20 protein-coding genes and 1 other RNA gene are annotated in these 24,557 nt (G+C 37.5%); 13 read left to right on the forward strand and 8 right to left on the reverse strand.

The genetic code is table 11. The annotated features are described in order from the left end of the window. The 5 genes from ACFILW_RS03905 to ACFILW_RS03925 form a co-directional block, all read left to right on the forward strand. A partial coding sequence (locus ACFILW_RS03905; RefSeq protein WP_375685208.1) for a tyrosine-type recombinase/integrase occupies window positions 1-921 on the forward strand: 921 nt, incomplete at its 5' end. Window positions 922-1,158: 237 nt separating this feature from the next. Further along, a complete protein-coding gene (locus ACFILW_RS03910; protein ID WP_375646196.1) occupies window positions 1,159-2,085 on the forward strand; it encodes a D-2-hydroxyacid dehydrogenase family protein in 927 nt (308 codons plus the stop codon). A gap of 232 nt (window positions 2,086-2,317) precedes the next feature. Then, on the forward strand, window positions 2,318-2,956 hold the full coding sequence (locus tag ACFILW_RS03915) for an MFS transporter (protein ID WP_375685209.1): 639 nt from the start codon (window positions 2,318-2,320) through the stop codon (window positions 2,954-2,956). 14 nt (window positions 2,957-2,970) lie between these two features. After that, on the forward strand, window positions 2,971-3,342 hold the full coding sequence (locus ACFILW_RS03920) for a hypothetical protein (RefSeq protein WP_375685210.1): 372 nt from the start codon (window positions 2,971-2,973) through the stop codon (window positions 3,340-3,342). Window positions 3,343-3,707: 365 nt separating this feature from the next. Continuing rightward, window positions 3,708-4,547: a TauD/TfdA family dioxygenase gene (locus tag ACFILW_RS03925; protein WP_375685211.1), complete on the forward strand. Its 840-nt coding sequence runs from the start codon at window positions 3,708-3,710 to the stop codon at window positions 4,545-4,547. Window positions 4,548-5,220: 673 nt separating this feature from the next. On the opposite strand, the gene ACFILW_RS03930 is transcribed toward ACFILW_RS03925, so the two are convergent. From ACFILW_RS03930 to ACFILW_RS03960, 7 genes are all read right to left on the reverse strand, one after another. Next, window positions 5,221-7,020 carry an acetolactate synthase 3 large subunit gene (locus ACFILW_RS03930; RefSeq protein WP_375685212.1) on the reverse strand — a complete coding sequence of 600 codons (1,800 nt, stop codon included), beginning with the start codon at window positions 7,018-7,020 and terminating at the stop codon, window positions 5,221-5,223. 270 nt (window positions 7,021-7,290) lie between these two features. Next, window positions 7,291-8,163, reverse strand: a complete 873-nt coding sequence (miaA, locus tag ACFILW_RS03935; RefSeq protein WP_375685213.1) for a tRNA (adenosine(37)-N6)-dimethylallyltransferase MiaA — start codon at window positions 8,161-8,163, stop codon at window positions 7,291-7,293. Window positions 8,164-9,129: 966 nt separating this feature from the next. Next, window positions 9,130-10,653: a Do family serine endopeptidase gene (locus ACFILW_RS03940; RefSeq protein ID WP_375646187.1), complete on the reverse strand. Its 1,524-nt coding sequence runs from the start codon at window positions 10,651-10,653 to the stop codon at window positions 9,130-9,132. Window positions 10,654-10,804: 151 nt separating this feature from the next. Then, a complete protein-coding gene (gene hflC / locus ACFILW_RS03945; RefSeq protein ID WP_273790755.1) occupies window positions 10,805-11,743 on the reverse strand; it encodes a protease modulator HflC in 939 nt (312 codons plus the stop codon). 2 nt (window positions 11,744-11,745) lie between these two features. Next, window positions 11,746-12,891, reverse strand: a complete 1,146-nt coding sequence (hflK, locus tag ACFILW_RS03950) for an FtsH protease activity modulator HflK (protein WP_375623332.1) — start codon at window positions 12,889-12,891, stop codon at window positions 11,746-11,748. 119 nt (window positions 12,892-13,010) lie between these two features. Beyond that, window positions 13,011-13,520, reverse strand: coding sequence for a dihydrofolate reductase (locus ACFILW_RS03955; RefSeq protein ID WP_375623334.1), 510 nt, complete (start codon window positions 13,518-13,520; stop codon window positions 13,011-13,013). After that, the gene (locus ACFILW_RS03960; RefSeq protein WP_375623336.1) at window positions 13,517-14,311 is read right to left on the reverse strand and encodes a thymidylate synthase; all 795 of its coding nucleotides are present in this window, start codon (window positions 14,309-14,311) and stop codon (window positions 13,517-13,519) included. The genes ACFILW_RS03955 and ACFILW_RS03960 overlap by 4 nt, the downstream gene beginning before the upstream one ends. 213 nt (window positions 14,312-14,524) lie before the next feature. Here ACFILW_RS03960 and ACFILW_RS03965 point away from each other — a divergent pair, with 213 nt between their 5' ends. From ACFILW_RS03965 to ACFILW_RS03975, 3 genes are all read left to right on the forward strand, one after another. Continuing rightward, on the forward strand, window positions 14,525-15,832 hold the full coding sequence (locus ACFILW_RS03965; protein ID WP_375623338.1) for an MFS family transporter: 1,308 nt from the start codon (window positions 14,525-14,527) through the stop codon (window positions 15,830-15,832). 952 nt (window positions 15,833-16,784) lie between these two features. Further along, entirely contained in the window at window positions 16,785-18,095 is a 1,311-nt protein-coding gene (locus ACFILW_RS03970) for an MFS family transporter (protein WP_375612015.1), read from the forward strand. Window positions 18,096-18,743: 648 nt separating this feature from the next. Beyond that, window positions 18,744-20,051: an MFS transporter gene (locus tag ACFILW_RS03975; protein WP_375632971.1), complete on the forward strand. Its 1,308-nt coding sequence runs from the start codon at window positions 18,744-18,746 to the stop codon at window positions 20,049-20,051. A gap of 67 nt (window positions 20,052-20,118) precedes the next feature. Here the strand turns inward: ACFILW_RS03975 and ACFILW_RS03980 are convergent, their stop codons facing one another. Next, window positions 20,119-20,424, reverse strand: a complete 306-nt coding sequence (locus ACFILW_RS03980) for a DUF2853 family protein (protein ID WP_375623344.1) — start codon at window positions 20,422-20,424, stop codon at window positions 20,119-20,121. 97 nt (window positions 20,425-20,521) lie between these two features. On the opposite strand from ACFILW_RS03980, the gene ssrA reads away from it, so the two are divergent. The 5 genes from ssrA (at window position 20,522) to ACFILW_RS04005 (ending at window position 24,518) form a co-directional block, all read left to right on the forward strand. Continuing rightward, window positions 20,522-20,878: a transfer-messenger RNA gene (gene ssrA / locus ACFILW_RS03985) on the forward strand. A gap of 181 nt (window positions 20,879-21,059) precedes the next feature. Then, the gene (locus ACFILW_RS03990; protein ID WP_375623346.1) at window positions 21,060-21,605 is read left to right on the forward strand and encodes an SspB family protein; all 546 of its coding nucleotides are present in this window, start codon (window positions 21,060-21,062) and stop codon (window positions 21,603-21,605) included. A gap of 8 nt (window positions 21,606-21,613) precedes the next feature. Next, the gene (locus tag ACFILW_RS03995; protein WP_375623348.1) at window positions 21,614-21,796 is read left to right on the forward strand and encodes a DUF4169 family protein; all 183 of its coding nucleotides are present in this window, start codon (window positions 21,614-21,616) and stop codon (window positions 21,794-21,796) included. A gap of 10 nt (window positions 21,797-21,806) precedes the next feature. Next, window positions 21,807-22,058 (forward strand): ribbon-helix-helix domain-containing protein, encoded by a 252-nt coding sequence (locus tag ACFILW_RS04000; RefSeq protein ID WP_273790764.1) that lies wholly within the window; start codon window positions 21,807-21,809, stop codon window positions 22,056-22,058. 120 nt (window positions 22,059-22,178) lie between these two features. After that, on the forward strand, window positions 22,179-24,518 hold the full coding sequence (locus ACFILW_RS04005) for an ATP-dependent helicase (RefSeq protein WP_375685214.1): 2,340 nt from the start codon (window positions 22,179-22,181) through the stop codon (window positions 24,516-24,518). Window positions 24,519-24,557 lie beyond the last annotated feature (39 nt).

Here is a 24,557-nt window from a genome sequence, read left to right on the forward strand (position 1 = left end):
CAAGAGTTTGTTGATAACTACAAAAGCGCACTTGCCGAGTTACAAGGGCTTATACTTCCTAAATCAAAAACTGGTAAGCTAGTCGAAGGTTCATTCGCATGGCTCCTTAAACAGTATTTTAATAGCTCCAATTGGCATAACCTCGCTAAAGCCACAAAGAAACAAAGAGAATACACTCTTATGAAAGTGTGCGATACTATAGGTCACATTTCATACCAAGCAATCGAAAAGAAACATATCATAGCCGGTGTTGAACGGCGCAAAGAAACACCAGCAATGGCTAGAGACTTTCTACAATCCCTAAATGGGCTTTTTAAATGGGCAATTGAACAAGGACTTTTGGAAAGCAACCCTACTTTAGGTATCACAAGACCTCCTCTTAAAAATAAAGAGGGCTTTCCCATTTGGACAGAAGAAGATGTTGAAAAATATTACCAACGCTGGTCACATGGTACCCATGAACGCGTTTGGATTGATGTTCTTTTATATACGGGTCTGCGTCGTGGTGATGCGGTCCGCATTGGCTGGAAAGACGTCAAAGATAATATCATTCACATCAAAACAGAAAAGAGCCAATTTAAAACAGATGTCTTTCTCCCAATTTTGCCAGAATTAGCCAAAACGCTTGAAGTTGGTCCTATTGGAGAAGAAACATTCATTTGTGGTAAACGCGGGAAAAAAATACCCAAAAAAAGCTTCGGAATTACATTTTATAATGCTTGTACCCAAGCAGGTATCAAAAAATCAGCGCATGGCTTAAGAAAATTAGCAGCAACACGCGCAGCTAACTCTGGTGCAACAGTATCACAACTCAAAGCACTCTTTGGCTGGACAAATGACAGTATGGCATCTCTTTATACCAAGAGCGCAGATCGCAAAAAACTCTCCCTTGAATCGATACAAAAGCTCCAAAAAAGTTAGGGATAGAGATAAAAAAACATAATAGAATCAATAAGCACCTAATCCCTTACTACAAATATAACTTTTTGATTTAATTATTATTTGTTACCGTTGCTAGAAATAACAATGAAATCAAGGGGGATAATTTGTTAATAGGCTTGGCGTTATGTCAAAATATCAGTGGTGATATTGCTTTTTGGTTGTTTTAGAAATGAAATAATGAACTCAAATATTGATGAATAAAACAGGAGGTTTAAATTGAAAATATTAATTCCAGATGACTATCAAAAAGCTACCCTAACATTACAGTCTATTACAAAATTAATGAAATCGCATGAAGTGCTGGTTATAAATAATTTAGCTCAAGAATGTGATTTAGAAGATAGGCTCAAAGAGATAGATATTCTGATCTTAATCAGAGAGCGGACTATAGTTGATAGAAATCTTCTCCTGAAACTGCCAAATTTAAAATTAATCTGCCAAACAGGCCCTATAGGTTCACATATTGATATAGAAGCTTGTAGAGACTTAGGAATTGAAATATTAGACGGTGGTGGAGATCCAACTTCTGCTGCTGAATTTGCATGGCTCTTAATTATGTCTGCGCGTAGAAAACTCTGTAAATCTGTATCTGATATGAAAAAAGGACGATGGCAAACAACATTTGGCAACCAAATGAAAGGGGCTACTCTTGGAATATTCGGGTTTGGGCGTATTGGTAAAATGGTTGCTCAATATGCTCAAGCTTTTGGCATGTCCATTTTGGTTTATGGGAGTGAGCGTTCAACGCAAGAAGCAAAAAATTTAGGTTATCATTTTACGCATTCAAAAGATGAATTTTTTACACGTCCTGACGTTATATCCGTCCATTTACGTTTAAGCGATAAAACCAGAGAAATCATAAAATTAGATGATCTATTGAACATGAAACCACATGCTATTTTTGTTAACACAGCGCGTTCAGCTTTGGTTGAAAAAGGGGCGATAGAAAAAATACTCAGTTTGGAAAATTCAACTTACTTTGCACTGGATGTTTATGACAGCGAGCCAGTATATGAGAGCAAATTATTGCAATCAGATAGAGTTCTTTGCACACCGCATCTGGGCTATGTGACTGAAGAAAGCTTTGAGAATTATTTTGAAAAAGCTTGCCAAAATATAGCTTCTTTTATAAAGAGCGCTTGATGCTGGCTGAGCCAATGTTTGTAAAATTTATCTTATATCGCTAGCGTATCAAATTTGCACGACACATAATAGCTTATTTCCTTAAATGAAGCATATTCCTTAGCTTTCACATTAAGACCAATCGTATTGACAGATTTTTATGTAATCAGCATAAAATACCTCATTTATTGTTGCAATCATTATTAAAAAAAGGCTACTTTATTGGAATACACTTTAATTGGAGGGGGGCTGAGTGAGCAATAATAAATTTATAGAAAAGAATTATTATAGATGGATTATATTGCTTGTTGCCACGATCGCTCAAGCATCAGCTTGCTTCTTTGTTCAAGGGATTGGTCCTTTAGCTGAATTTTTTAAGAAGGATTTCTCGCTTAGTGACTCTCAAATAGGTTTGCTGTCTTCAGCAGCGCAGTTCCTACCTATTATTGGGTTACTCATAGCTGGTGAATTACTAGACAAGTTTAACGAGCGCTATATTGTTGGAGTTGGAGCGGTCGGCGTTTCTGTCGCTCTTTTGTTGGGAGCAATCACAGATAACTATATTTCCCTTTTGGTTTGTTTGCTCATTGTAGGGGGATTTTATAGTTCTGCTCAACCTGGTGGCGCTAAATCTGTTTCTGCATGGTTTCCACAATCGCAACGCGGATTTGCAATGGGAATAAGGCAAGCGGGGCTACCATTAGGTGGGGCATTAGCTGGGATGGTTCTTCCTGCGAGTGCCCTTGTCTATGGCATACAAGGTGCGTTTTTGGTCGGTACCATAGTTTCTTTTTTAGGTGGATGTATATTTATTATTTTTATCACTCACCAGCAAAAGTTATCACTATCGTTCCAGAAAGCAAGGCAAGAATTTCGTTCTATGCAAATGTAAGATCTCGTCTTGCAATGTTGGCTGCGCCTCATATGAAGAATATTATTTTTCCAAGCGTTTCACTTGTAATCGTTCAATATGTTTTAACTATTTTTATAACGATCTATTTTTATAGAATCTATCACCTGTCTCTAGATAAAAGTGCTTATTTATTTTTTGTTTCACAGGCTTCTGGTGCCTTAGGAAGAATTATTTTAGCAGCGTGGCGTGATCATTGTAAAAAAGGACAATTTTTTCCTGTCTTGTTTTGCATGATTGCAGTCGTTTTTGGATTTTTAATATTAATTTTGGGCATAAGTGGATCCATAATTTATTTAACTATTTTATCTGCTTGGTTAGTTTTTTGGGAATGGAATGGTATGGCCCTTGGGCTGCTTATATTGTAGACTCTTAAGCCGAAAGAAAGCGTTGTGTTTTCTCTGGGTTTAGCAATATCTGTAAATCAAATCGCAATTATTACTACTCCACCATTATTTGGATTAATCCAAGATTTTACAGACACTTATGTACTAACATGGCTGATTTTAATTATTATTTTTTCACTTTTCTTAATAAGAAAGTAGGGAAAGATAATTGGGGAGGAAATTATAATGATAAATGAAAATACTTTTGAGTTGAGCAATCTCGAAAGAGACAAACTTTGGGAGGCTTTGGACCATGTTATTTATGATCCATACGGTGGTATTGAATATTCGGTTAAGCTAAAAAAATAGCATTTTCGCTGCTACCCCATAGAATATTGACAATTCTTATGAATCAAAAGATGTCTATTACCCCTAGAGCATATTTAATCTTTGAAAACCTTCCAATTGATAGACAAATTAATACGTCACCTAATCCTTATAATTTAGATGCGTCTTGTAAAAGTGGCTATATTAGCGAAAATTTAATTATGATGTTTTCTTTATTAATCGGAGAGCCTTATTCAATTAAATTTGAAGGCGAACATATAGTAAACAACCTAGTTCCTTTAGAGGATAATAAAAAAGATTATACAGGATTAGGATCTGAAGTTGAGTTAGATTTTCATATAGAAAATGCTGCACTAAAATTTATAAGAGGTTTAAATTTATCTCCTAAAGGGATCCTTTTATCTGGTGTTCGCAATGATGTTGATGGCCCATTAACGAGAATATCTGATGCACGTCTCGCTCTAAAACTTTTAAATGAGGAGGATTTGAGGAGCTTAAGGGATAATTTATATATAATTAATGTTCCCTATAGATGGAGAAAAAATGGGGTAACCTCTACAAGTAAAGTACCCCTAGTTCAAGGGGACGGTGAATTCCCAGATATCAGCGCTGTTTTTTATCCAGGCATGTTAGAGCCACAATCAAAAAAAGCCAAGGAAGCTTTAGATCATTTTTATGAAGCTATTAAGGCTGTATCTTTTGGAATTGATGTACAACCAGGAAGATTATTATACATTGATAACAGAATGGCTCTACACTCTAGAGATAAATTTTCTGGATCATTTGATAGTTATGAAAATCCAATGCGGTGGATTCAAAGAGTGTTTGTGTCTGCAGATTTATGGAATCATAGATATGTAGAACAAATAAAAGAAAGAGTATTTGATTTTCAATGCTAATGTCCTGATAATGATATAATGGTGAGTATTATTCTGATTTATATATATTGACGATACATCTCATATGTATAGATTCCTCCCGCATAATCAGGTGAGGTTACTACCTGATTATAAGCTATGGTGACCTATTGATTTTCTATGGCTGCATTTGCTTTTTGTTATATTTGCCCTTCCTTTCAAGCCGCTAGGGGGATTTTCCTATCAATCCCTTGAAAGAGCGATTTGGAGTAATTTCATAATGCGAAACCAAAACATAGTGACAAACTTTTCTATTGTTTTCACAAGTATGACGGTTTGCATGGTTGCCCCCTTCAAGCACAGTGGATTTTTTTCTTGCACGATGGAATCTTTCATATATGAGACAACATAATTAATTTATAACAGATAATTCAATGTATTATCTAAAAAATGCAACGAAATAGCTATTAATGTGAACATATGAATTAAAAAAACAAACATCGCGTACAAATAAATTCAAACATAATTGTTGCACACGACTTATAACATTTTTTAGATGAACAAATAATAATACACCCCATGTCTTTAAACAAAGAATGAAAATCATAAAATGATCTCTAAGGATAATAGGAACTCTCCACAAAGAAGAGACAGAGATGAAGACTCCAAAGACTTCATCATCACCATCCTTCACTATTTTATTAATATATTCATTTTATACAAGAATCTTTCCATCGGAAGAAACAGCATTTGCAATAGCTTCTTCGTTTGCCTCATCGGGTAATAACATCTCATTATGGGCACATCCTGATGGGATCATAGGAAAACAGTTTTCTAAATGATAAACACGACAATCAAAAAGAACAGGCTTATCACAGTCAATCATTTGCTGAATTTTATCATCAAGTTCATCGGGTTTTGAACAATGAATTCCTACGGCTCCATAAGCTTGAGCCAATTTCACAAAGTCAGGCATAGATTCCGTATAAGAATGAGAAAGACGATTACCATGCAGCAATTGCTGCCACTGGCGAACCATCCCCATATACTGATTATTTAAAATAAAAATTTTCACCGGTGTGTCATGCTGGATTGCTGTTGCAAGCTCTTGAATATTCATCTGAATAGAGGCATCACCAGAAATACACAAAACAAGCGCATCAGGATGTGCTATTTGAACACCGATAGCAGCAGGAAGACCATACCCCATCGTTCCAAGACCACCAGAAGTCATCCAATGTTTTGGCTCATCAAAGTGATAATACTGCGCTGCCCACATCTGATGCTGTCCAACATCCGTTGTAATATAAGGACAGGCATCTTTGGTAAGAGCATATAGCCGTTCAAGAGCATATTGTGGCATGATAACATCTTTTTTTTCCATATATGCCAATGAATTACGAGCTTTCCAGCGATTAATTTGCATCCACCATGTTTTACGACTTTCTTTATCGAACTTTGATTGATGTATATGCAAATGTTGCATTATATCTGCCAAAACATGCGCCACATCGCCAATAAGTGGAACTTCTGCTTTTACAATTTTATTGATGGAAGAAGGATCAATATCAATATGAATAATACGCGCATGAGGTGCAAATGCATCAAGGCGCCCCGTGATACGATCATCAAATCGTGCTCCAACAGCTAACATAACATCACAATCATGCATGGCCATATTAGCCTCATAGGTTCCATGCATTCCAAGCATTCCAAGCCAATTTTTACCGGAAGCAGGATAAGCACCAAGTCCCATGAGTGTTGATGTAATCGGAAAATCTCCCAATTGAACCAAATTACGTAAAAGCTGTATAGCTTCCATCCCCGATGAAATAACACCACCACCAGAATAAATAATAGGACGTTTTGCTTCAACTAAAAGAGAAACAGCAGATTCAATAGCCTTAGTATTCTCTTTCAACGATAGAGAAGAATGCAAAGGATCCTGAACTTGAGGGGCTCTATAAAATCCTGAAGCAAATTGAACATCCTTAGGAATATCAATCAAAACCGGCCCAGGACGACCTGATTGAGCAAGAAAAAAAGCTTCATGAATAATTTCTGCAAGATCATTGACGTTTTTAACCAGCCAGTTACGCTTCGTACAGGGCTTTGTAATACCAACCGTATCAGCTTCTTGAAAGCCATTTGTTCCAATGATCGTTGTCGCTACCTGACCAGAAAAACAAACAAGAGGTATAGAATCCATAAGAGCATCTTGCAAAGGTGTCACAGCATTCGTTGCCCCTGGACCAGAAGTCACAAGCATAACCCCTACCTTTCCAGTACTGCGTGCATAGCCTTCAGCCGCATGCCCTGCAGCTTGTTCATGGCGCACCAAAATATGCTGGAGTGTATCTTGGTGATAAAGAACATCAAAAATAGGCAAAACAGCCCCACCAGGATAACCAAAAATATGTTCAACGCCTTGATCTATAAGAGCCTGAATCACTATTTCAGCGCCCGACATTATTTTTCCATCTGCACTCTCTTGCTTTCTTTGATCATTTCTCATTTTTCCCACTCACCTACTTTATAGGACAATAAAAAAGCCCCTAACGGAGCCCATAAAAAAAGCCCCCAAAGGAGCCCATTACACAACACATACTGTATGATTACCCCCCATTATTCCAACGTATAAAATATATAAAAAATTCCTTGTAGACAGATTTTTAATTCCATTGATACCATTCGTCAATAAAAAATTATATTTTCTAAAAAATTTCTTTTTTACGAATTATCTTTTATCTTTCGAAAGTTTCTTTGCAAGGCTCCAGCTCTTTTATCAAAAAGTAAGCATCCATTCTTCATCAAATTGATTACGAAACCATGTCATTTGTCTTTTTGCATATCTCCTCGTTTGTATTTTCACCGCTTCAAGAGCACTCTCAAAGCTTCTATATCCATCCAAATAAGCTATAAATTCAGGTATACCAATAGCCTTCATTGCTGGTAATGAAGGGGAAAGTTTAAGTTTTTTCATAGCCATCACTTCTTCTAAAGCTCCTCTTTCAATCATAGAATCCAAGCGTTTATGAATACGTTCATAAAGCAGAGGACGTGGTGGCATGAGAAGAATTTTTTCGGTCAAATTCGGCGCAATGAGAGGTGTTGTTTTTTGTTTCTGCCACCAACTGAGCGTCTTACCGGTTGCATCATAAACTTCCAAAGCACGGACAATACGCTGTCTATCATGCGAAGAAATTTTTTCAGCAACAACAGCATCAATCTGCAACAACTGGCGATAAAGACTTTCAGGTCCCTCTTTATCAAGCAGCAAACGCCACTTCTGCCGCACAACATCTGGAACATGAGGGATTTCCGAAATCCCCTCTAAAAGAGCACGAAAATAAAGTCCTGTTCCACCAACAAAAATAACTGATCTTAAAGAAAAAGTAGCCAATAGCTTCTCGACATCACATAACCATTGCCCTACTGAATAATTCAAAGTAGGGCTCACATGACCATAAAGATAATGTGGAACAATCGCGGTATCAGCCTCCCTCGGCCGTGCCGTTAAAATATTTAAAACATCATAAACCTGCATTGAATCAGTATTAATAATGAGAGCATTCTTTTCTTGAGCCATTTGCAAGGCAAGTTCTGACTTCCCACTTGCCGTTGGCCCTGCTATCAATGTAATTGTTCTTTGTGCCATGAATAGCAATTTCTCCCAATCAATAACTTATTGCAACATACAGACACCCCCAAAGCCACTGTATTTTCTCTCCATTATCATAGAGTAAATACTTCAAACAAAAATACGAACACAAGTTCTCTTTAATACAAAGAAAATCCTATGAAACTTATAAAAAAGAACAAATGGACTTAATAACTACACCAAAAGAATTTCCAAGCATTTTTGCTATCATAGTTCAATAATAAACTACAGCCATAATCATTCTGTCCATTAGGCCATAAAAAACAAACTCTTTGTCATCCTTCATAAATATAATACTGAGCTTAACCTATATAATCGCTTTATTTTGTCCTATAAAACAGCCTGCTACGCTGGTTTATAATAAGCGCCTCAAAAACTGTCTTCTTGACGCTCTCTTTTTTATAATTATTTTTTTATCTATCACTAAGAAAGGTACAAATATATATATAATTGATTGAATATAATATAATTTTTCTCCAAGATAACTTTTTCAAATTGAAGTGAAAAAACGTTAACTATAGCACACAAAGTATAATCACAAAGCGCTGAAAGTCCCATTGAATAAAACACTATTTATAACAGCATTTTGCAATTTGAATGAGCATCCCCAATATCATATGATTTCCTCATTTTTTCTCTTCTCATAAAACATCATAGCAATACCATTTACTTGCGCATCACAAGCAAAGATAAAAATAGACTTAAGAAAGGCGTAGCAATATCTCTTATGCAGCATTTTCAAAGTCTAGGTTGTTATAATATTGAGAACTGGAAAATACTATGAAGGCACCAATTTGTACTTTTATTTAACGCAAAAATAGAGCTGCCCAATGGATTTTATATTGCACACCCCATACTCTCTATCGTGAAATGAATTTGAGAAATATTGGACATCACATGCCTAGCTTGCAAAATATCCCATATACTAAAGCTGATAAAAACAAAAAATGAATTTTTCAAATATCAATCCATTAGGATCGTTACGAACCGTAACTCTCCATCTGGACGCGCTACAATAAATAGAGCATTTTTGCGTCCAGCTTCACGTAATTTATGAATACGTTTTTTAGCCTCATCAATTGTTGTGACAGAACTCTGATTGATATCAACAATCACTTCACCAACGCGAATACGCTTTTTATCCGCTGCGCTATTTTGTGCAACAGATGTCACCACTAGTCCTCGAAGTTTATCTGAAATTGAATAACGATGACGCAAATCCTCTGTCAATTCAGATAACGTCATTCCCATAAATTGCATTGTCACGTTTTTCGACAGATCTTGATTTTTTTTATCATCAACTTCTTCTTCTGTATCTTCATTTGGATCTGTTTCAATCAAACGTCCAAGCTTAACTTGTACTGTTTCTTCTTGCCCATTCCGTAAAACAGTAACATCCACCACCTTTCCTTCTGAACTTTCTGCAACTAAACGCGGCAAATCACGTGCATGCTTAATTTTGGAATTACCAAAAGAAAGAATGACATCTCCAGTTTGTAACTGGCTATTATCTACATTATTTTCTTCCGTCTGTTCTATTTTACCAGCCACCAATGCCCCTACAGCATTGTCCAATTTTAAACTTTTTGCAATATCCTCTGTTACGGGCTGAATACGAATAGCCAACCAACCGCGTCTTATTTCTCCAAAATCACGCAATTGATTAATAACAGAAAGAGCCATATCCGATGGAATAGCAAATCCAATACCGATAGATCCTCCCGAAGGTGAAACAATTGCTGTATTAATGCCAATGACTTCACCATTTCTATCAAACAACGGCCCACCAGAATTGCCCCGATTAATTGCTGCATCTGTTTGAATAAAATTATCATAGGGACCAGCATTAAGATCACGGTTACGGGCAGAAATAATACCAACCGTCACACTTCCACCAAAACCATAAGGATTACCAATAGCCATAACCCAATCACCAATACGTGCTTTTTCTGAGTCACCAAAACGCACAGCTTTTAATTTTTTACTTCCTGCATCGACTTGAAGCAACGCCAAATCAGTTTTGCTATCCTTTCCAAGAAGCTTTGCCTTTAGTTTTGTACCATCCGTAAAATTAACTTCAATATCATCAGCATCAACAATAACATGATAATTTGTAACAATAATCCCCTTTTGCGCATCAATCACAAAACCAGACCCTAAAGAACGCACCTTTTGAAATTGACTATCTTTTTGAGCATCCTTGGGTGTAAAAAAATCACTAAAATATTCCTCCAGCAATGAATCTTTTGGGATAACGGGTACCGAGGTATTTTCATCCTGTTCTGTTCCTTCAACAGTCTGTGCCGTGGAAATATTCACAACTGTTTCCAAAAGCTCAGAAGCTAAATCAGGAATAGAAAGCAATGCCTTGCTTGTCTCTGCTCCCCAAGACAAACCTGCCCCTGATAGAAACAAAGTCACACAAAAAACAACTCTTGTGATACAAGACTTCAAAAACGTATTTTTACTCACGACACTTCTATCCATGACATGCCTTTAATCAAAGATGCAAAGAGCCCCACTAAATTTATCTACATAAAACCAGCACGGCTCGATACTCTCTACCACTTTTACCATAAAAGAAAATGGTCACAGATCATTCTTTTCATGCAAAATCTCGTATCTGCAATCCATTATTTTATCTATTCTCTCCCGATTTTGGATCAGTTTTACTAATGCCAGTATTCATTGTCGGTAAGAATGCTTTATTTGCCTGCGGCGGATTACGAAAATAGAAAAAGAAATCCTCATTTGGAGAAATCACCATCGGTGTTTTCTCTAAATTCTTGTATTGTTCCATCGCCAACCAAAAATCATAAAAGGACGGATTAGCCTCCCTCGCATTCAATAAAAGACGAATACTTTCAGCTTGACCTTCACCACGGGTAATTTCAGCATCACGCTTTGCCGCTGCTACAATTTCCTCATATTCACGATTAGCTTCTGCTACAATACGATCTCGCTCTTGTTGACCACGAGCCCGGATATTTTCCGCAGCAGCTTCACGTTCAGCTGCCATTTGCCGATAAACATCTTCTGAAACAGCATCAGTCAAGTCGGTTTTACGAATACGCACATCAACAATAGTAATACCCAACGAACCTGCATCTACAGAAAACTGTTTCTGTACTTCAGCCATCATCGCGCCTCGTTCATCCGATAAAGCTGCTTTAAATTCTCGCTTACCATAAACAGCACGCAAAGCGTCAATAAACCGTGGTGCAAGATTTTCACGGGCAGCAATCTGCGGACGCCCAGAAGCAATGCGCTGTAAAAACAACTTAGGATCTGTAATACGGTAAATAAAGAACGCATCCACCTCATAATACGCACCACCACGAACCTGTACAGATTGTGTAGGAACATCGTAACGCAATAACCGATTATCAACAATGATCATCTTATCGATAAAGGGCGCCTTGAAATAGATTCCAGGATTAGATTCTACCTGAACAATTTGTCCAAAACGCTTAATTGCTACTTGTTGACGAGGATAGACGATAAATACGGACATCCACAAAATCATCAAAACAAACACTATAGCACTAAAAACAAACAAAAAGCGAGATTGCTGCATAATTAATCTCCTCCAGAAATACGAGAATCTAAGAGTAACGCAGGACGCGCTGATGTTGCCTTTACTTTTTCCGACGACTTGCTACGCAACAATTCGTTCAAAGGTAAATAAGGCACGGCTGGAGAATTTGCCTGATCAAGAACCAGCTTATTGGGTGAAGAAAGAATCCGCCCCATCGTCTCCATATAGAGACGGTAGCGCGCAGCTTCTGGTGAAATCGCAGCCTCACGAGCTATGGCCTGAAACCGTTCAGCACGCCCTGTTGCCTCTTCAACCATTTGTGCCTTTTCACCTTTTGCGATTTCCCGTGTGCGTGAAGCTTCACCATTTGCTAAACCAATTTTCGTAAAACGTACACGATTCCCCTCTTCAATCATTCTTCCACGTTCCTGCTCCGCCTGCTGAACAGAATTAAACGCAGCAGCAACCTTTGTCGGAGGAGCAGCTTCACTGATAGACACACGGCTTATTTCAACACCAAGTTGATATTTATCTACAGTCAACTGGATAATCTTTCTAACGTCATTAGCAACTTCTTCTTTCTTGTCACGTAAAACATCATCAACCGGCCGCGAACCAATGACCTCACGCATTGCACTCTCAGCAACTTGGCGAACTGTTCCTTCTTGATCATTCACATTGAATAAAAATTGACTAGGATATGAAATCCGATAGTAAACGGAAAAATTAACATTCACGATATTCTGATCACTCGAAAGCATTAAACCATCACTTTGTTGCACCTGACCAGGCTTCCCACCAATCGCGATTGTTTTTTCCGTTAAAGGTACTTTCATATAGGTCTCAATTGGCCAAAAATGAAAATGCAATCCATCACCAATGATGCCTTCTTTAGGGATGCCAAAACGCAATTCCACTGCTTGCTCATTTTGTTGGACAATATAAAGTGACTGATAGAGCAAAAAACACACAGCAAACAGAAGGAACAAAACAAAAGTTCCTCCTCTACTAAATTGTTTAAACTGATCCTGTCCTTTGCGCAAAATATCATTAAGATTGGGACCATTTTCGCCACCATTACCGCCACCAGAACCAAAAAGATTCTTAGCGGGTGTTTTTTTATCACCACTGTTTTTGGTTTTATCGCCACTCCATGGGCCACCACCATTTTGATTTGTCCAGGGCATTATCACCTCTTTAACTGATTACCACTACTCGAATACCAACCATTTGCTTGATCTTATAGGGTGCCTCTTACCTCATTACAATACAACTGATAACCCCTTCCGCTTTATATTACAAAAAATTATTTCCGCTCATAAACAACAAAACGTGTCGGATGACTATCTTTATCCCCTTTTGGAATATCTTGTGTTTGCACAATAGTCCACTTTTCTTTATCAAAAACAGGAAAAAAACTATCACCTTCTATAGAAGCTAAAACTTCTGTAAGGAATATTTTATCAGCCATATGCAACCCTTGTTGAAAAATTTCACCACCACCAATAATAAAAATTTCCTCTATATTATTTTGAGAAGCAACATTTGTTGCAAAAAAACAAGCTTGCGATAAAGAGTGAGCAACAACAGCCCCCTCAGCACAAAAGGTACAATCACGCGTAATGACGATATTTGTACGCCCTGGTAAAGGCCTTCCGATAGAATCCCAAGTTTTTCGCCCCATAATAATGGGCTTACCCAATGTCAAAGCTTTAAAGCGTTGCAAATCCGTTGATAAATGCCACGGCATTGCACCTTCACGACCGATAACACCATTTTCTGCAACAGCAGCAATGAAACAAATGGAAATCGTCATATTGCTACCGGCGCTTTAATATGGGGATGTGCTTTATAATTAAGCAATTCAAAATCCTCAAATTTAAAAGAAAAAAGATCTGTTACCGCTGGATTTATGCGCATAGATGGCAAAGTATTTGGTATACGAGACAATTGATATTGTGCCTGTTCAAAATGATTAGAATAAAGATGAACATCCCCCAAAGTATGAATAAAATCCCCTACTTTAAGACCGCTTACTTGCGCAATCATCATTGTTAACAATGCGTAAGACGCAATATTGAACGGAACACCTAAGAAAATATCCGCCGAACGCTGATAAAGTTGACAGGATAATTTCCCCTCAGCAATGTAAAATTGAAAAAGACAATGACACGGAGGCAACGCCATTTCCTCTATTAATGCAGGATTCCAAGCTGATACAATCAAGCGACGAGAATCTGGCGTTTCCTTAATCATCGTTAAAAGATTGTTAATTTGATCAATATGGCGTCCATCAGGAGCAGGCCAAGAACGCCACTGATAACCATAAACAGGACCAAGATTTCCCTTTTCATCAGCCCACTCGTCCCAAATTGACACACCATGCTCTTTCAACCAAGCAATATTTGTATCGCCTTTAAGAAACCACAAAAGTTCATAAATAATTGAACGTAAGTGTAGCTTCTTTGTTGTCAACAACGGAAATCCTGCTTGTAAATCAAAGCGCATCTGATACCCAAAGATAGATCGCGTGCCAACACCCGTTCGATCTGTCCGATCAATACCCTGATTTAAGACATGAGATAAAAGAGCAAGATATGATTTCATGAGGGTATTATGTCCGATTCTTCTTATTATAGAAAATAAAAACTGTAAAATCCGTACAAACATAATTCAAATCTTTTTCCAAAAACATCTTACACAAGAAATTATCATGATCTAACTAAATTTTTGATGCAAAAGATAAAATACTATAGACAGCTTCTAAGAAAATAACATAAATGAACAAAGATGGATGAACATCAAATAAAGGGATCGACTATGGAAAAACAAGAAGCTTTAAAACCACATGATACAAGAAAACGTATCTGGGCTATCGTGTCCAGTGCATCAGGTAATCTAGTAGAATGGTATGACTTTTATGTTTATTCCTTTACATCTATTTATTTTGCATCACAATTCTTTCCCTCAGATGGCAATGACGTTACGCAACTTTTAAAAGCGGCGGGTGTTTTTGCTATTGGTTTTCTTATGCGCCCAATCGGCGGATGGCTTTTTGGCTTCATTGCCGATCGTTACGGACGCAAACGCTCAATGCTTATCTCTGTTTTTATGATGTGTGGTGGTTCGTTCTTAATCGCCCTACTTCCTACCTATGAAACCATTGGAATGGCAGCAGGAATTCTTTTACTTTTACTCAGAATGCTTCAGGGGCTTTCTGTCGGTGGTGAATATGGTACAACAGCAACTTATATGAGCGAAATCGCCCTCAAAAATCGCCGCGGATTTTTTAGCTCTTTCCAATATACCACACTGATTGGAGGTCAACTTCTAGCCAGTCTCGTTATATTCATTTTAGCGCTTTATCTCACCGAAGATCAGCTAAAAGCGTGGGGCTGGCGTATTCCATTTGCCATTGGTGGATGCGGCGCAATTGTTGCGATTTATCTACGCCGCACACTCCATGAGACAACAACCAAAGAAAGTCGTTCTAGTGCACAAGCTGGTAGTATTCGGGGACTTCTGAGCAACCACCGAAAAGCTTTCTTTCTGGTTATTGGCTTTACAGCTGGAGGATCGCTCACATTCTACACCTATACGACTTACATGCAGAAATATCTGATCACAACCACTGGCTTTGATAAACATACAGCCACAACAATCATGACAGCTGCACTCTTTGTTTTCATGTTACTCCAACCCCTCTTTGGTTCTCTCGCAGATAAAATTGGAACAAGAACTTCTCTCCTTATTTGGAGTGTCTTATCTATTATCTTTACTATTCCTGGACTTAATATGATTGGTAATACTGATAGTACATGGATTGCTTTATCAGTCATTACTGGAATGCTCTGCATTATGAGCTTTTATACATCTATCTCTGGCATTGTAAAATCAGAAATGTTTCCCGCTTCAGTACGAGCAATAGGAGTTGGGCTCTCTTATGCTATTGCCAACGCACTGTTTGGCGGTTCTGCTGAATATGTCGCGCTTGGATTAAAAGATCTTGGATATGAATCTGTCTTCTATTTTTATATAACCGGCATGATGATTATTGCATTCATTTCTGTTCTCTTAATGCCAGATGCTCGCAAAAAAGGGTATTTACAAGGAGACGATATTCATTAACCTTTAATGTTAACAAACAAGGATTTTAACAAAAAAGCCCAGTATTCTGGGCTTTTTTATATTCTTTCCGATAGAAGTTTAAAGCTCACAATTTTTTATCCCTTCAAACACTCTAAAGAAGCAATGTTCCCTCCTGCACACGCCGCTTATAAAAATAAATGGCTTCATATTATGATGTAATAAATACTTCTTTTTCTGAATTTAGTTCACTAAAGATAAAAAACGTTTGATTTATTTTAATATTCCCATTTCCACTCAAAGTCGAAGAAAAGTGATTATCTTTCAAGAGATTTTATCAATAATAAAGACTACACTCATGATTTTGTTTAATACGTTCTTAATGGTACCCCTCATGCAACACAAATCCTTTCATGAAAAATAGAAAATACAATTATATTATGAATTCGCACACTTTTTTGAGAAACATTTCTCAATGTACCCAACTCCATTTCACAACGGCACCCGTGAATGACATAACGTAAAAGCCCCGTAAAATATAAACATAGGCATTACTCTCTTTACACTTAATAAAAGTGCAAGCCGCTATTATTATACTATTGGCGAACTCTTAATATTGTACTCCTCCTTAACACTTAAGATCATTCCTAAAAAGTATTTTAAATGATACACCAACCTCGCATGCAATAGTCAATAACATCATTTTACGAAACAACATCAAGCATATAAACTAAAGAGTATCATATCTTCATAAATACTCTGCATATGCAAACAATTCACAATCAAACAAAAAATAATATTTCCTTAAGGATAGTAAAAAGCGTATGATTTACGCAATATAACAACACCATGAGCCCACAACATCACTGATAGCTCTAGAAAAAATCTTTATGTTTCCCTAAAAAATTATCATGCTACAATAGCGTTTTTATAATGCACATCGTAAACAACTTTAAAAAGAAGAAAAGTTATAAATCTAAAAGGGGAATACTTCATGAATAATCAAACAACGTTAGATCCACATGATACAAGGAAACGTATTTTTGCTATTATATCCAGCGCATCAGGAAATCTGGTAGAATGGTACGACTTTTATGCTTACTCCTTTGCATCGGTTTATTTTGCATCACAATTTTTTCCTGAAGATGAAGATATTGTTACACAACTGTTAAAAACGGCAGGAATCTTTTTTATTGGCTTTCTTATGCGTCCAATTGGAGCATGGCTCTTTGGATACATTGCGGATCGTTATGGACGTAAACGCTCAATGCTTATTTCTGTTTTTATGATGTGTGGTGGCTCTTTTCTCATTGCCATACTTCCCACTTATAAAACCTTGGGAATAACAGCAGCATTTCTTCTCCTTTTAGTCCGTATGTTTCAAGGGCTTTCCGTTGGCGGTGAATATGGTACAGCAGCAACGTATATGAGTGAAGTTGCGCCCAAAAATCGTCGTGGTCTCTTTGCTTCTTTTCAATATGCAACAACGATCTCAGGTCAACTTCTGGCAAGTTTTATAATATTTATTTTAGCCATTTACCTTAACGAGGATCAGTTAAAAGCATGGGGATGGCGTATTCCCTTTGTCATTGGTGGCTTTGGAGCAATCGTTGCAATTTATCTGCGTAGCTTGCTTCATGAAACAACAACCCTCAAAAGCCGCTCTGAACAACACGCTGGTAGTCTTAAAGAACTTTTTCGTAATCATAAAAAAGCTTTCTTTTTGGTTGTTGGCTTTACAGCTGGTGGATCTCTCACATTTTATACATACACCACTTATATGCAAAAATATCTGATCACAACCACTGGTTTTGATAAACAAACCGCAACAACGATAATGACTGCAGCCCTCTTTGTTTTTGTGCTACTCCAACCCCTTTTTGGTTCCCTAGCCGATAAAATTGGAGCAAGAGCTTCACTCATTAGTTGGGGGGCATTATCCATTATCTGCACCATTCCTGTACTTAAAATGATCGGTAATGCCCATAATCCATGGACAGCACTCTTAATTATTATTGGAATACTCTGTGTTATGAGTTTTTATACGTCCATTGCTGGTATCATAAAAGCAGAATTGTTCCCTGCTTCAATCCGAGCAATTGGTGTTGGATTTGCTTTTGCCATTGGCAACGCACTCTTTGGCGGTTCTGCTGAATATGTAGCGCTTGGATTAAAAAATATGGGATACGAATCTGTTTTCTTTTTTTACATCGTTGGTATGATGGTCATTGCACTCATCTCTATTCTTCTTATGCCCGATATAGATAAAGGAGGATATCTCGATAAAGACGATAGACTTCATTAAACTTATTTTCTGGATAAAAAAGCCCAAGAAATTGGGCTTTTTTTGATCTCCTATCCATCCTAATAAAGAACAAAAATTCTGCCCCGCATTCGTCTTACAAACAACTCAGTTTCTCTTAAGCTGTCTATAGTTACTGCCCTCTTTATATAATTTACTTGATAAGATTCTATAGGCAAGCCCTACCCTAAATATTATCACGATATCTAAAAAACACCTCATACGGAAAACCTTATCTGAGGCTTACCTCCCCTCCTAAATAATGATGTGTGGTGATACAACAAGATAAGCAAGGATACAAAAATCCCCTCATTATTTAAGCTTTATGAAATGTTTTCAATTTTGGGGCTTTCCATCATAAAGACCATCTCCTCTATGATCTTCCGGTATTATTCCAATAATTGCATTCTTCTCATCAAGTTTAAAGGTATCTTGATCTACTTTTCAATGTTCTCTCCCTTTAAATGCAACGTGATAACTTTTTATTCTATAACACAAGTAAAAATCTTAAAACGAATGACAACATAACTCTAATAAATCATCTTAAAGAGTTTCCCTAAGAAATTATTATAATACAATTGAATTTTTCTGGAAATCATAAACAATTATGTTTAGAAAATATAAAATATAAATCCAAAAGGGGAACAATTCATGAAAAATGAAACAACTTCAGCATCACAGGATGCAAGAAAACGTGTTTTTGCTATTATAGCAAGCGCATCAGGAAATCTCGTAGAATGGTATGATTTTTACGTTTACTCATTTGCATCAATTTATTTTGCATCACAATTCTTTCCCTCCGATGGTGATACGATTACACCACTGTTAAAAACCGCGGGTGTGTTTTTTATTGGCTTTCTTATGCGCCCTATTGGAGCTTGGTTTTTAGGGTTTGTCGCCGATCGTTATGGACGTAAACGCTCGATGCTTATATCCATCTTTATGATGTGTGGTGGCTCTTTTTTCATCGCCATACTTCCCACCTATGAAACCTTAGGAATAACATCAGCAATCCTTTTACTTTTAGCTCGGATGATGCAAGGACTTTCAGCGGGTGGTGAATATGGTACAGCAGCCACTTATATGAGCGAAGTTGCTCTCAAAAAACATCGTGGGCTTTTTGCTTCTTTCCAATCAGCCACCCTTATTACAGGTCAACTTCTTGCCAGCTTCATTATATTTATTCTAGCATCTTATCTCTCTGAAGATCAGTTAAAAGCATGGGGATGGCGCATTCCTTTTGTGATTGGTGGTTTCGGGGCAGTGATTGCGATTTATCTGCGTCGTTCTCTCCACGAAACAACCACGAAAGAAAGCCGCTCTCACAAACACTCTGGCAGTCTTAAGGAACTTCTCACCAAGCATACAAAAGCCGTTGTCGTAATTGCATGCTTTGCATCAGGAGGATCACTCACGTTTTACACCTTTACGACTTATATGCAAAAATATCTGATCACAACCACCGGCTTTGATAAACATACCGCAACAACGATTATGACAGCTGTACTATTCATTTTCATCCTATTCCAACCCATAGCTGGTATCATAGCCGATAAAATTGGAACAAAAACTTTACTTATCATTTGGAGTATACTCTCTGTCATCTTTACATTTCCTGGACTCTGGATAATCGGTAATACGCATAGTATATGGATTGCCTTTTCCGTCATTATTGGCTTGCTCTTCATTATGAGCATGTATACATCCATCTCTGGTGTCGTAAAATCAGCAATGTTTCCCTCTTCAATACGCGCATTAGGCGTTAGCATCTCTCATGCCATTGGTAACGCCTTATTTGGTGGTTCTGCTGAATACGTTGCGCTTGGATTAAAAAAGTACGGTCATGAATCACTCTTTTATTTTTATATAACCGTCGTGATGATCATGGCATTCATTGCTCTTCTCTTTGTCCCGAGTATGCGTAAAGGAGGCTACCTCCAAGAAGATGAAAAACATTAACCCTTTTTATCAACGAAAAAGCCCAAGAGATTGGGCTTTTTTATCATTATCGCAAATTTAATATTGTTTAAATTTTATGAAGTGCATTAAGGTGCTTAGCAACTAGATAATAAAAAGTCAGTCGACTTTTTCTACGCTCTCCAGACATCATCTCAGCCACTTTTGAAACAGCCATTTTAGCACTCTTCTCATCGGCTTCTAAAACATCTTGAACCCATTTTTCAACACGTTCTAACTCTTTTGGATCCGATGTAGCAACAAGCGCTGCATCCTGCTTTTTCATCACTAAAGCTAAACGACGGCTAAGTCGTTCTATTGCTGCTTCATCGGGATTTGAATCATATAGTTTAATATCTGCTAAATTATTTGTCATTTTGCATCATCTCCTCTCCAAAAATGAGCGGTCTATACTTTATAGCCGCCTCGTATAGCTCCATAAATAATTAGAGGATTAAAAATATTAACAACCCCCCCTTTTCCTAAGACTGTTCTTCATCTATATTTAGAGGGCTGGTTTACCAGCTATGGTAATAAATGGACGGTGAAATAAACCTATTGGACCCGGGGGCGGTACCCGGCGCCTCCACCAAAATATAAAAAACCAAAGTTATATTTTGGTGGGGGCGAAATAGGATCGACAAGGGTGTAAAGATCGCTCTTTTACTCGGCATTGTACCACCGTTATCGGGCTAAATGAGTAGTTGCAAATGACAACTATGCGGAAGCACGTCTCGCCGCTTAAGGTGGTGTGAATGTTTCAAATTGAGTCTTAAACCGTCGCAGGTTTAAGCGGGGTTCGAAGGCACCTGGCAACAGAAGCCTTCACTTTTTTAAATGTTATTGATTGATCTTTCAGACATTATCAGACATTATTTACCATAAATTTTCGTGTTTTTTCGATTCATTGAGGTACATAGTAGACAAAATATTGCTAGTTTTAAAATACATTCTATTACACAATATCAATACAATCCATTCTGCTACGTGAAATAAAAGGAATAAACTTCGATGGTTAAAGATCAAATCCGTTACGATATTCTCGTTCAGGATGCGCTTCGTGGAGTTATCCGTAAAGTTTTATCGGAAGTTGCCAAAGCAGGGCTTCCGGGAAATCATCATTTTTTTATAACTTTTTTGACAAATGCCCCAGGCGTTAAAATTTCTCCTCGGCTAAAAAATCGCTATCCTGAACAAATGACAATCGTCTTGCAACATCAGTTTAGAGATCTCAGTGTTTCAGAAACAGCCTTCGAAGTAACCCTCTCTTTCAGGGAAATAACGGAAAAACTGGTAATTCCTTTTACTTCCGTTCAGGTCTTTTATGATCCTGTAGCAGCATTTGAAGCAGCATTTGATCTACCCTCAAGTCTGACCTCTGGAGAAAGTGAAAATTCAGAAAACACCTTATCTGCACCCATTACTCTCTCAAACAAACAAAAAAAAGAAAATACGCTCACAAAAGAACAAAATCTCAGTACCAATAAAGAACCTTCAAATAATGATACAAAACAAAGTGCTGATGTTGTCTCTTTAGATTCTTTTCGGAAAAAATAAACTTTCTCATGCCTGAATTAATTAACCTTCGCCAATTTCGAAAACAAAAAAAGCGTACAGAAAAAGCTCTTTGCGCTGAGCAAAATCGTTATCGTTTTGGTCGAACAAAAACTGAAAAACTTTTTGAGCAACAAAAATCTTTAAAAACGCAAAAATTTCTTGATCAAAATCGTTTACGAAATGACGAATAAAGGTAGAAAAATGCACGAAAATAATTCTATCGATTGGTCAAAAGTTATTCCACGAAAAATATCCGTTCGCGTTGATGGGCACGCAACAAGCGTCTCTTTAGAACCACCATTTTTAGATATTCTAAAAGATATAGCCCGCCAAAAAGGACAATCTTTAGCCTTTATTATCACTGATATTGATAGCAAAAGACCACAACAAGTAAATCTCTCGGCCTCGTTACGCGTTTATGCCCTTCAAAGTGTTCTCACCCAACGCCTTTAATGTTTGTGCTTATTTTTTTACGTTCTCTTTCTGTCTGTTCAACTGAAACTGTTGTGACTTTTTAAGAGAAGTTTTTTTAATCTAGAACTTCAATGAAAAAAAGACTACAAAAGAGAGATAATGAGTAATTTTTCTGATCACAACATACCTTTCTTTGAAGAAGATTCCCCTCCAGACCATGATAAAAAGAGCGCTGGTTTTTTCTCCCATACTCTAAAAGAACAAAAGTCATATAACACAGACTATTTAGAACAACTCAATCCAGAACAGCAACAAGCTGTTATGAATACTGAGGGACCTCTTTTAGTTCTTGCAGGTGCTGGTACAGGAAAAACGCGCGTTTTAACAACCCGTATTTCTCACATTTTACGCTCTGGACTTGCCTCTCCTCAGCAAATACTTGCTGTCACTTTCACCAACAAAGCAGCCCGTGAAATGAAAATACGGATTGGTGAACTTATTGGAGAAGTTGTTGAAGGTATGCCTTGGCTTGGAACCTTTCATTCCACTGGAGCTAAAATTTTACGCCGTCACGCAGAGCTTGTTGATTTAAAAAGAAACTTTACAATTCTTGATAGCGATGATGTTCTTCGACTTTTAAAACAGCTTATTCAAGCTGAAGGATTAGACGATAAGCGTTGGCCCGCACGAAACCTTGCCATGATGATTGATTCCTGGAAAAATCAAGGACTTTCACCAAAACATATCTCAAAAAGTGATGCTCATTCCTTTGGTAACGGCATGGGGCGCGAACTTTATCACAGTTATCAAAATCGATTAAAAGATCTTAATGCTTGTGATTTTGGTGACCTTCTACTTCATTCTATCTCTATTTTCCAACATAATCCAGATATTCTTCGCGAATATCATTCTCAATTTCGTTATATTCTTGTCGATGAATATCAAGATACAAATACAGCACAATATCTTTGGCTTCGCCTTTTGGCCCAACATCCTCAAGGTCAACATGTTAATCTTTGTTGTGTTGGCGATGATGATCAATCCATTTATGGATGGCGTGGTGCAAAAGTCGAAAACATATTACGTTTTGAAAAAGATTTTCCTTCTGCTAAAATTATTCGTCTAGAACGCAATTACCGCTCAACATCTCATATTCTCAAAACCGCCTCCCATCTCATTGCGCATAATGAAGAAAGACTGGGAAAAGTCCTTTTTTCTGCTCAAATAAAGAGTGAGGAAGAAAAGGTAAAAATTCATTCAGCATGGGATTCGGCAGAAGAAGCACGAGCAATCGGAGAAGAAATTGAACACGCACAACAAACCGGTCATGCATTAAATCATATGGCTATATTGGTACGCGCATCATTTCAAATGCGTGAATTTGAAGATCGCTTTGTAACACTTGGCCTTAATTATCGCGTCATTGGTGGTCCTCGTTTTTATGAGCGAATGGAAATACGTGATGCCATGGCTTATTTACGCGTTGTTGTCCAACCCACTGATGATTTAGCTTTTGAGCGTGTTATTAATACACCCAAACGCGGCATAGGAGATGCAACCCTGCGCATTCTTTATGAGAGTGCACGTGCACGTGCTGTTCCTCTTTTTTCTGCTGCCGCTGACATCATTGAAACAGATGAATTAAAGCCTAAGGCACGCAGTGCGTTACGAAGCCTTATTGAAAACTTCCGCCGCTGGCAAAATATGCTTCAAGACACTCCTCATAGAGAACTTGCCGAAATCATCCTTGATGATTCTGGTTATACAACCATGTGGTTAGAAGATCGCTCACCAGAGGCTCCTACACGACTAGAAAATCTTAAAGAAATGATTCGTTCCATGGAACAATTTGAAAATCTTCAAAGTTTTTTGGAACATGTTGCACTCGTTATGGAAACGGAAAATAATGAAAATATGGATGCAGTCAACATCATGACACTTCATTCAGCCAAAGGGCTTGAATTTGAAACAGTTTTTCTTCCAGGTTGGGAAGAAGGACTCTTTCCCCACCAGCGCTCATTAGATGAAGGTGGACGTTCAGGATTAGAAGAAGAACGGCGTCTTGCTTACGTAGGTCTAACAAGAGCAAAAAAACATTTGCATATATGGTTTGTATCGAATCGAAGAATTCATGGATTTTGGCAACCTGCTCTCCCCTCTCGTTTTCTAGATGAATTACCAGCAGAGCATATAGAAGTTGTAGAAATGGAAACATCTTATGGTGGTTATGGAAAATCTTCCTTTCAATATCACGATTCTTTTTATAATGACTATGCAACACCAAGACAAAAGCGTGCACAAAAAAACAAGAATATTGAAGGAAAAGTTATCACGCAATCAATCTCTCATACACCATCAGATTTTTCTGTCAATGATCGGATTTTTCACATAAAATTTGGTTATGGTTATATTACAGCAATAGACGATCATAAATTGACAATAATGTTCGAAAAAGCCGGAGAAAAGCGTGTACTAGATAATTTTGTAAACAAAGCTTAATTACAAGCAAACCATGATCCGTTTTTCCAAGAGATCATT

Origin of the sequence: Bartonella sp. TT110JLCBS, from assembly GCF_042193405.1 — a bacterium.
Taxonomy (GTDB): domain Bacteria; phylum Pseudomonadota; class Alphaproteobacteria; order Rhizobiales; family Rhizobiaceae; genus Bartonella.

Coding starts and splice junctions, on each gene's coding strand:
- ACFILW_RS03925 (WP_375685211.1), top strand. CDS start 3,708: ATGAATCAAAAGATGTCTATTACCCCTAGAGCATATTTAATCTTTGAA.
- ACFILW_RS03930 (WP_375685212.1), bottom strand. CDS start 7,020: ATGAGAAATGATCAAAGAAAGCAAGAGAGTGCAGATGGAAAAATAATG.
- ACFILW_RS03980 (WP_375623344.1), bottom strand. CDS start 20,424: ATGACAAATAATTTAGCAGATATTAAACTATATGATTCAAATCCCGAT.
- ACFILW_RS03970 (WP_375612015.1), top strand. CDS start 16,785: ATGAATAATCAAACAACGTTAGATCCACATGATACAAGGAAACGTATT.
- ACFILW_RS03990 (WP_375623346.1), top strand. CDS start 21,060: ATGGTTAAAGATCAAATCCGTTACGATATTCTCGTTCAGGATGCGCTT.
- hflC (WP_273790755.1), bottom strand. CDS start 11,743: ATGCAGCAATCTCGCTTTTTGTTTGTTTTTAGTGCTATAGTGTTTGTT.
- ACFILW_RS03920 (WP_375685210.1), top strand. CDS start 2,971: ATGTTGGCTGCGCCTCATATGAAGAATATTATTTTTCCAAGCGTTTCA.
- ACFILW_RS03995 (WP_375623348.1), top strand. CDS start 21,614: ATGCCTGAATTAATTAACCTTCGCCAATTTCGAAAACAAAAAAAGCGT.
- ACFILW_RS03940 (WP_375646187.1), bottom strand. CDS start 10,653: ATGGATAGAAGTGTCGTGAGTAAAAATACGTTTTTGAAGTCTTGTATC.
- ACFILW_RS04000 (WP_273790764.1), top strand. CDS start 21,807: ATGCACGAAAATAATTCTATCGATTGGTCAAAAGTTATTCCACGAAAA.
- hflK (WP_375623332.1), bottom strand. CDS start 12,891: ATGCCCTGGACAAATCAAAATGGTGGTGGCCCATGGAGTGGCGATAAA.
- ACFILW_RS03960 (WP_375623336.1), bottom strand. CDS start 14,311: ATGAAATCATATCTTGCTCTTTTATCTCATGTCTTAAATCAGGGTATT.
- ACFILW_RS03965 (WP_375623338.1), top strand. CDS start 14,525: ATGGAAAAACAAGAAGCTTTAAAACCACATGATACAAGAAAACGTATC.
- miaA (WP_375685213.1), bottom strand. CDS start 8,163: ATGGCACAAAGAACAATTACATTGATAGCAGGGCCAACGGCAAGTGGG.
- ACFILW_RS03955 (WP_375623334.1), bottom strand. CDS start 13,520: ATGACGATTTCCATTTGTTTCATTGCTGCTGTTGCAGAAAATGGTGTT.
- ACFILW_RS04005 (WP_375685214.1), top strand. CDS start 22,179: ATGAGTAATTTTTCTGATCACAACATACCTTTCTTTGAAGAAGATTCC.
- ACFILW_RS03975 (WP_375632971.1), top strand. CDS start 18,744: ATGAAAAATGAAACAACTTCAGCATCACAGGATGCAAGAAAACGTGTT.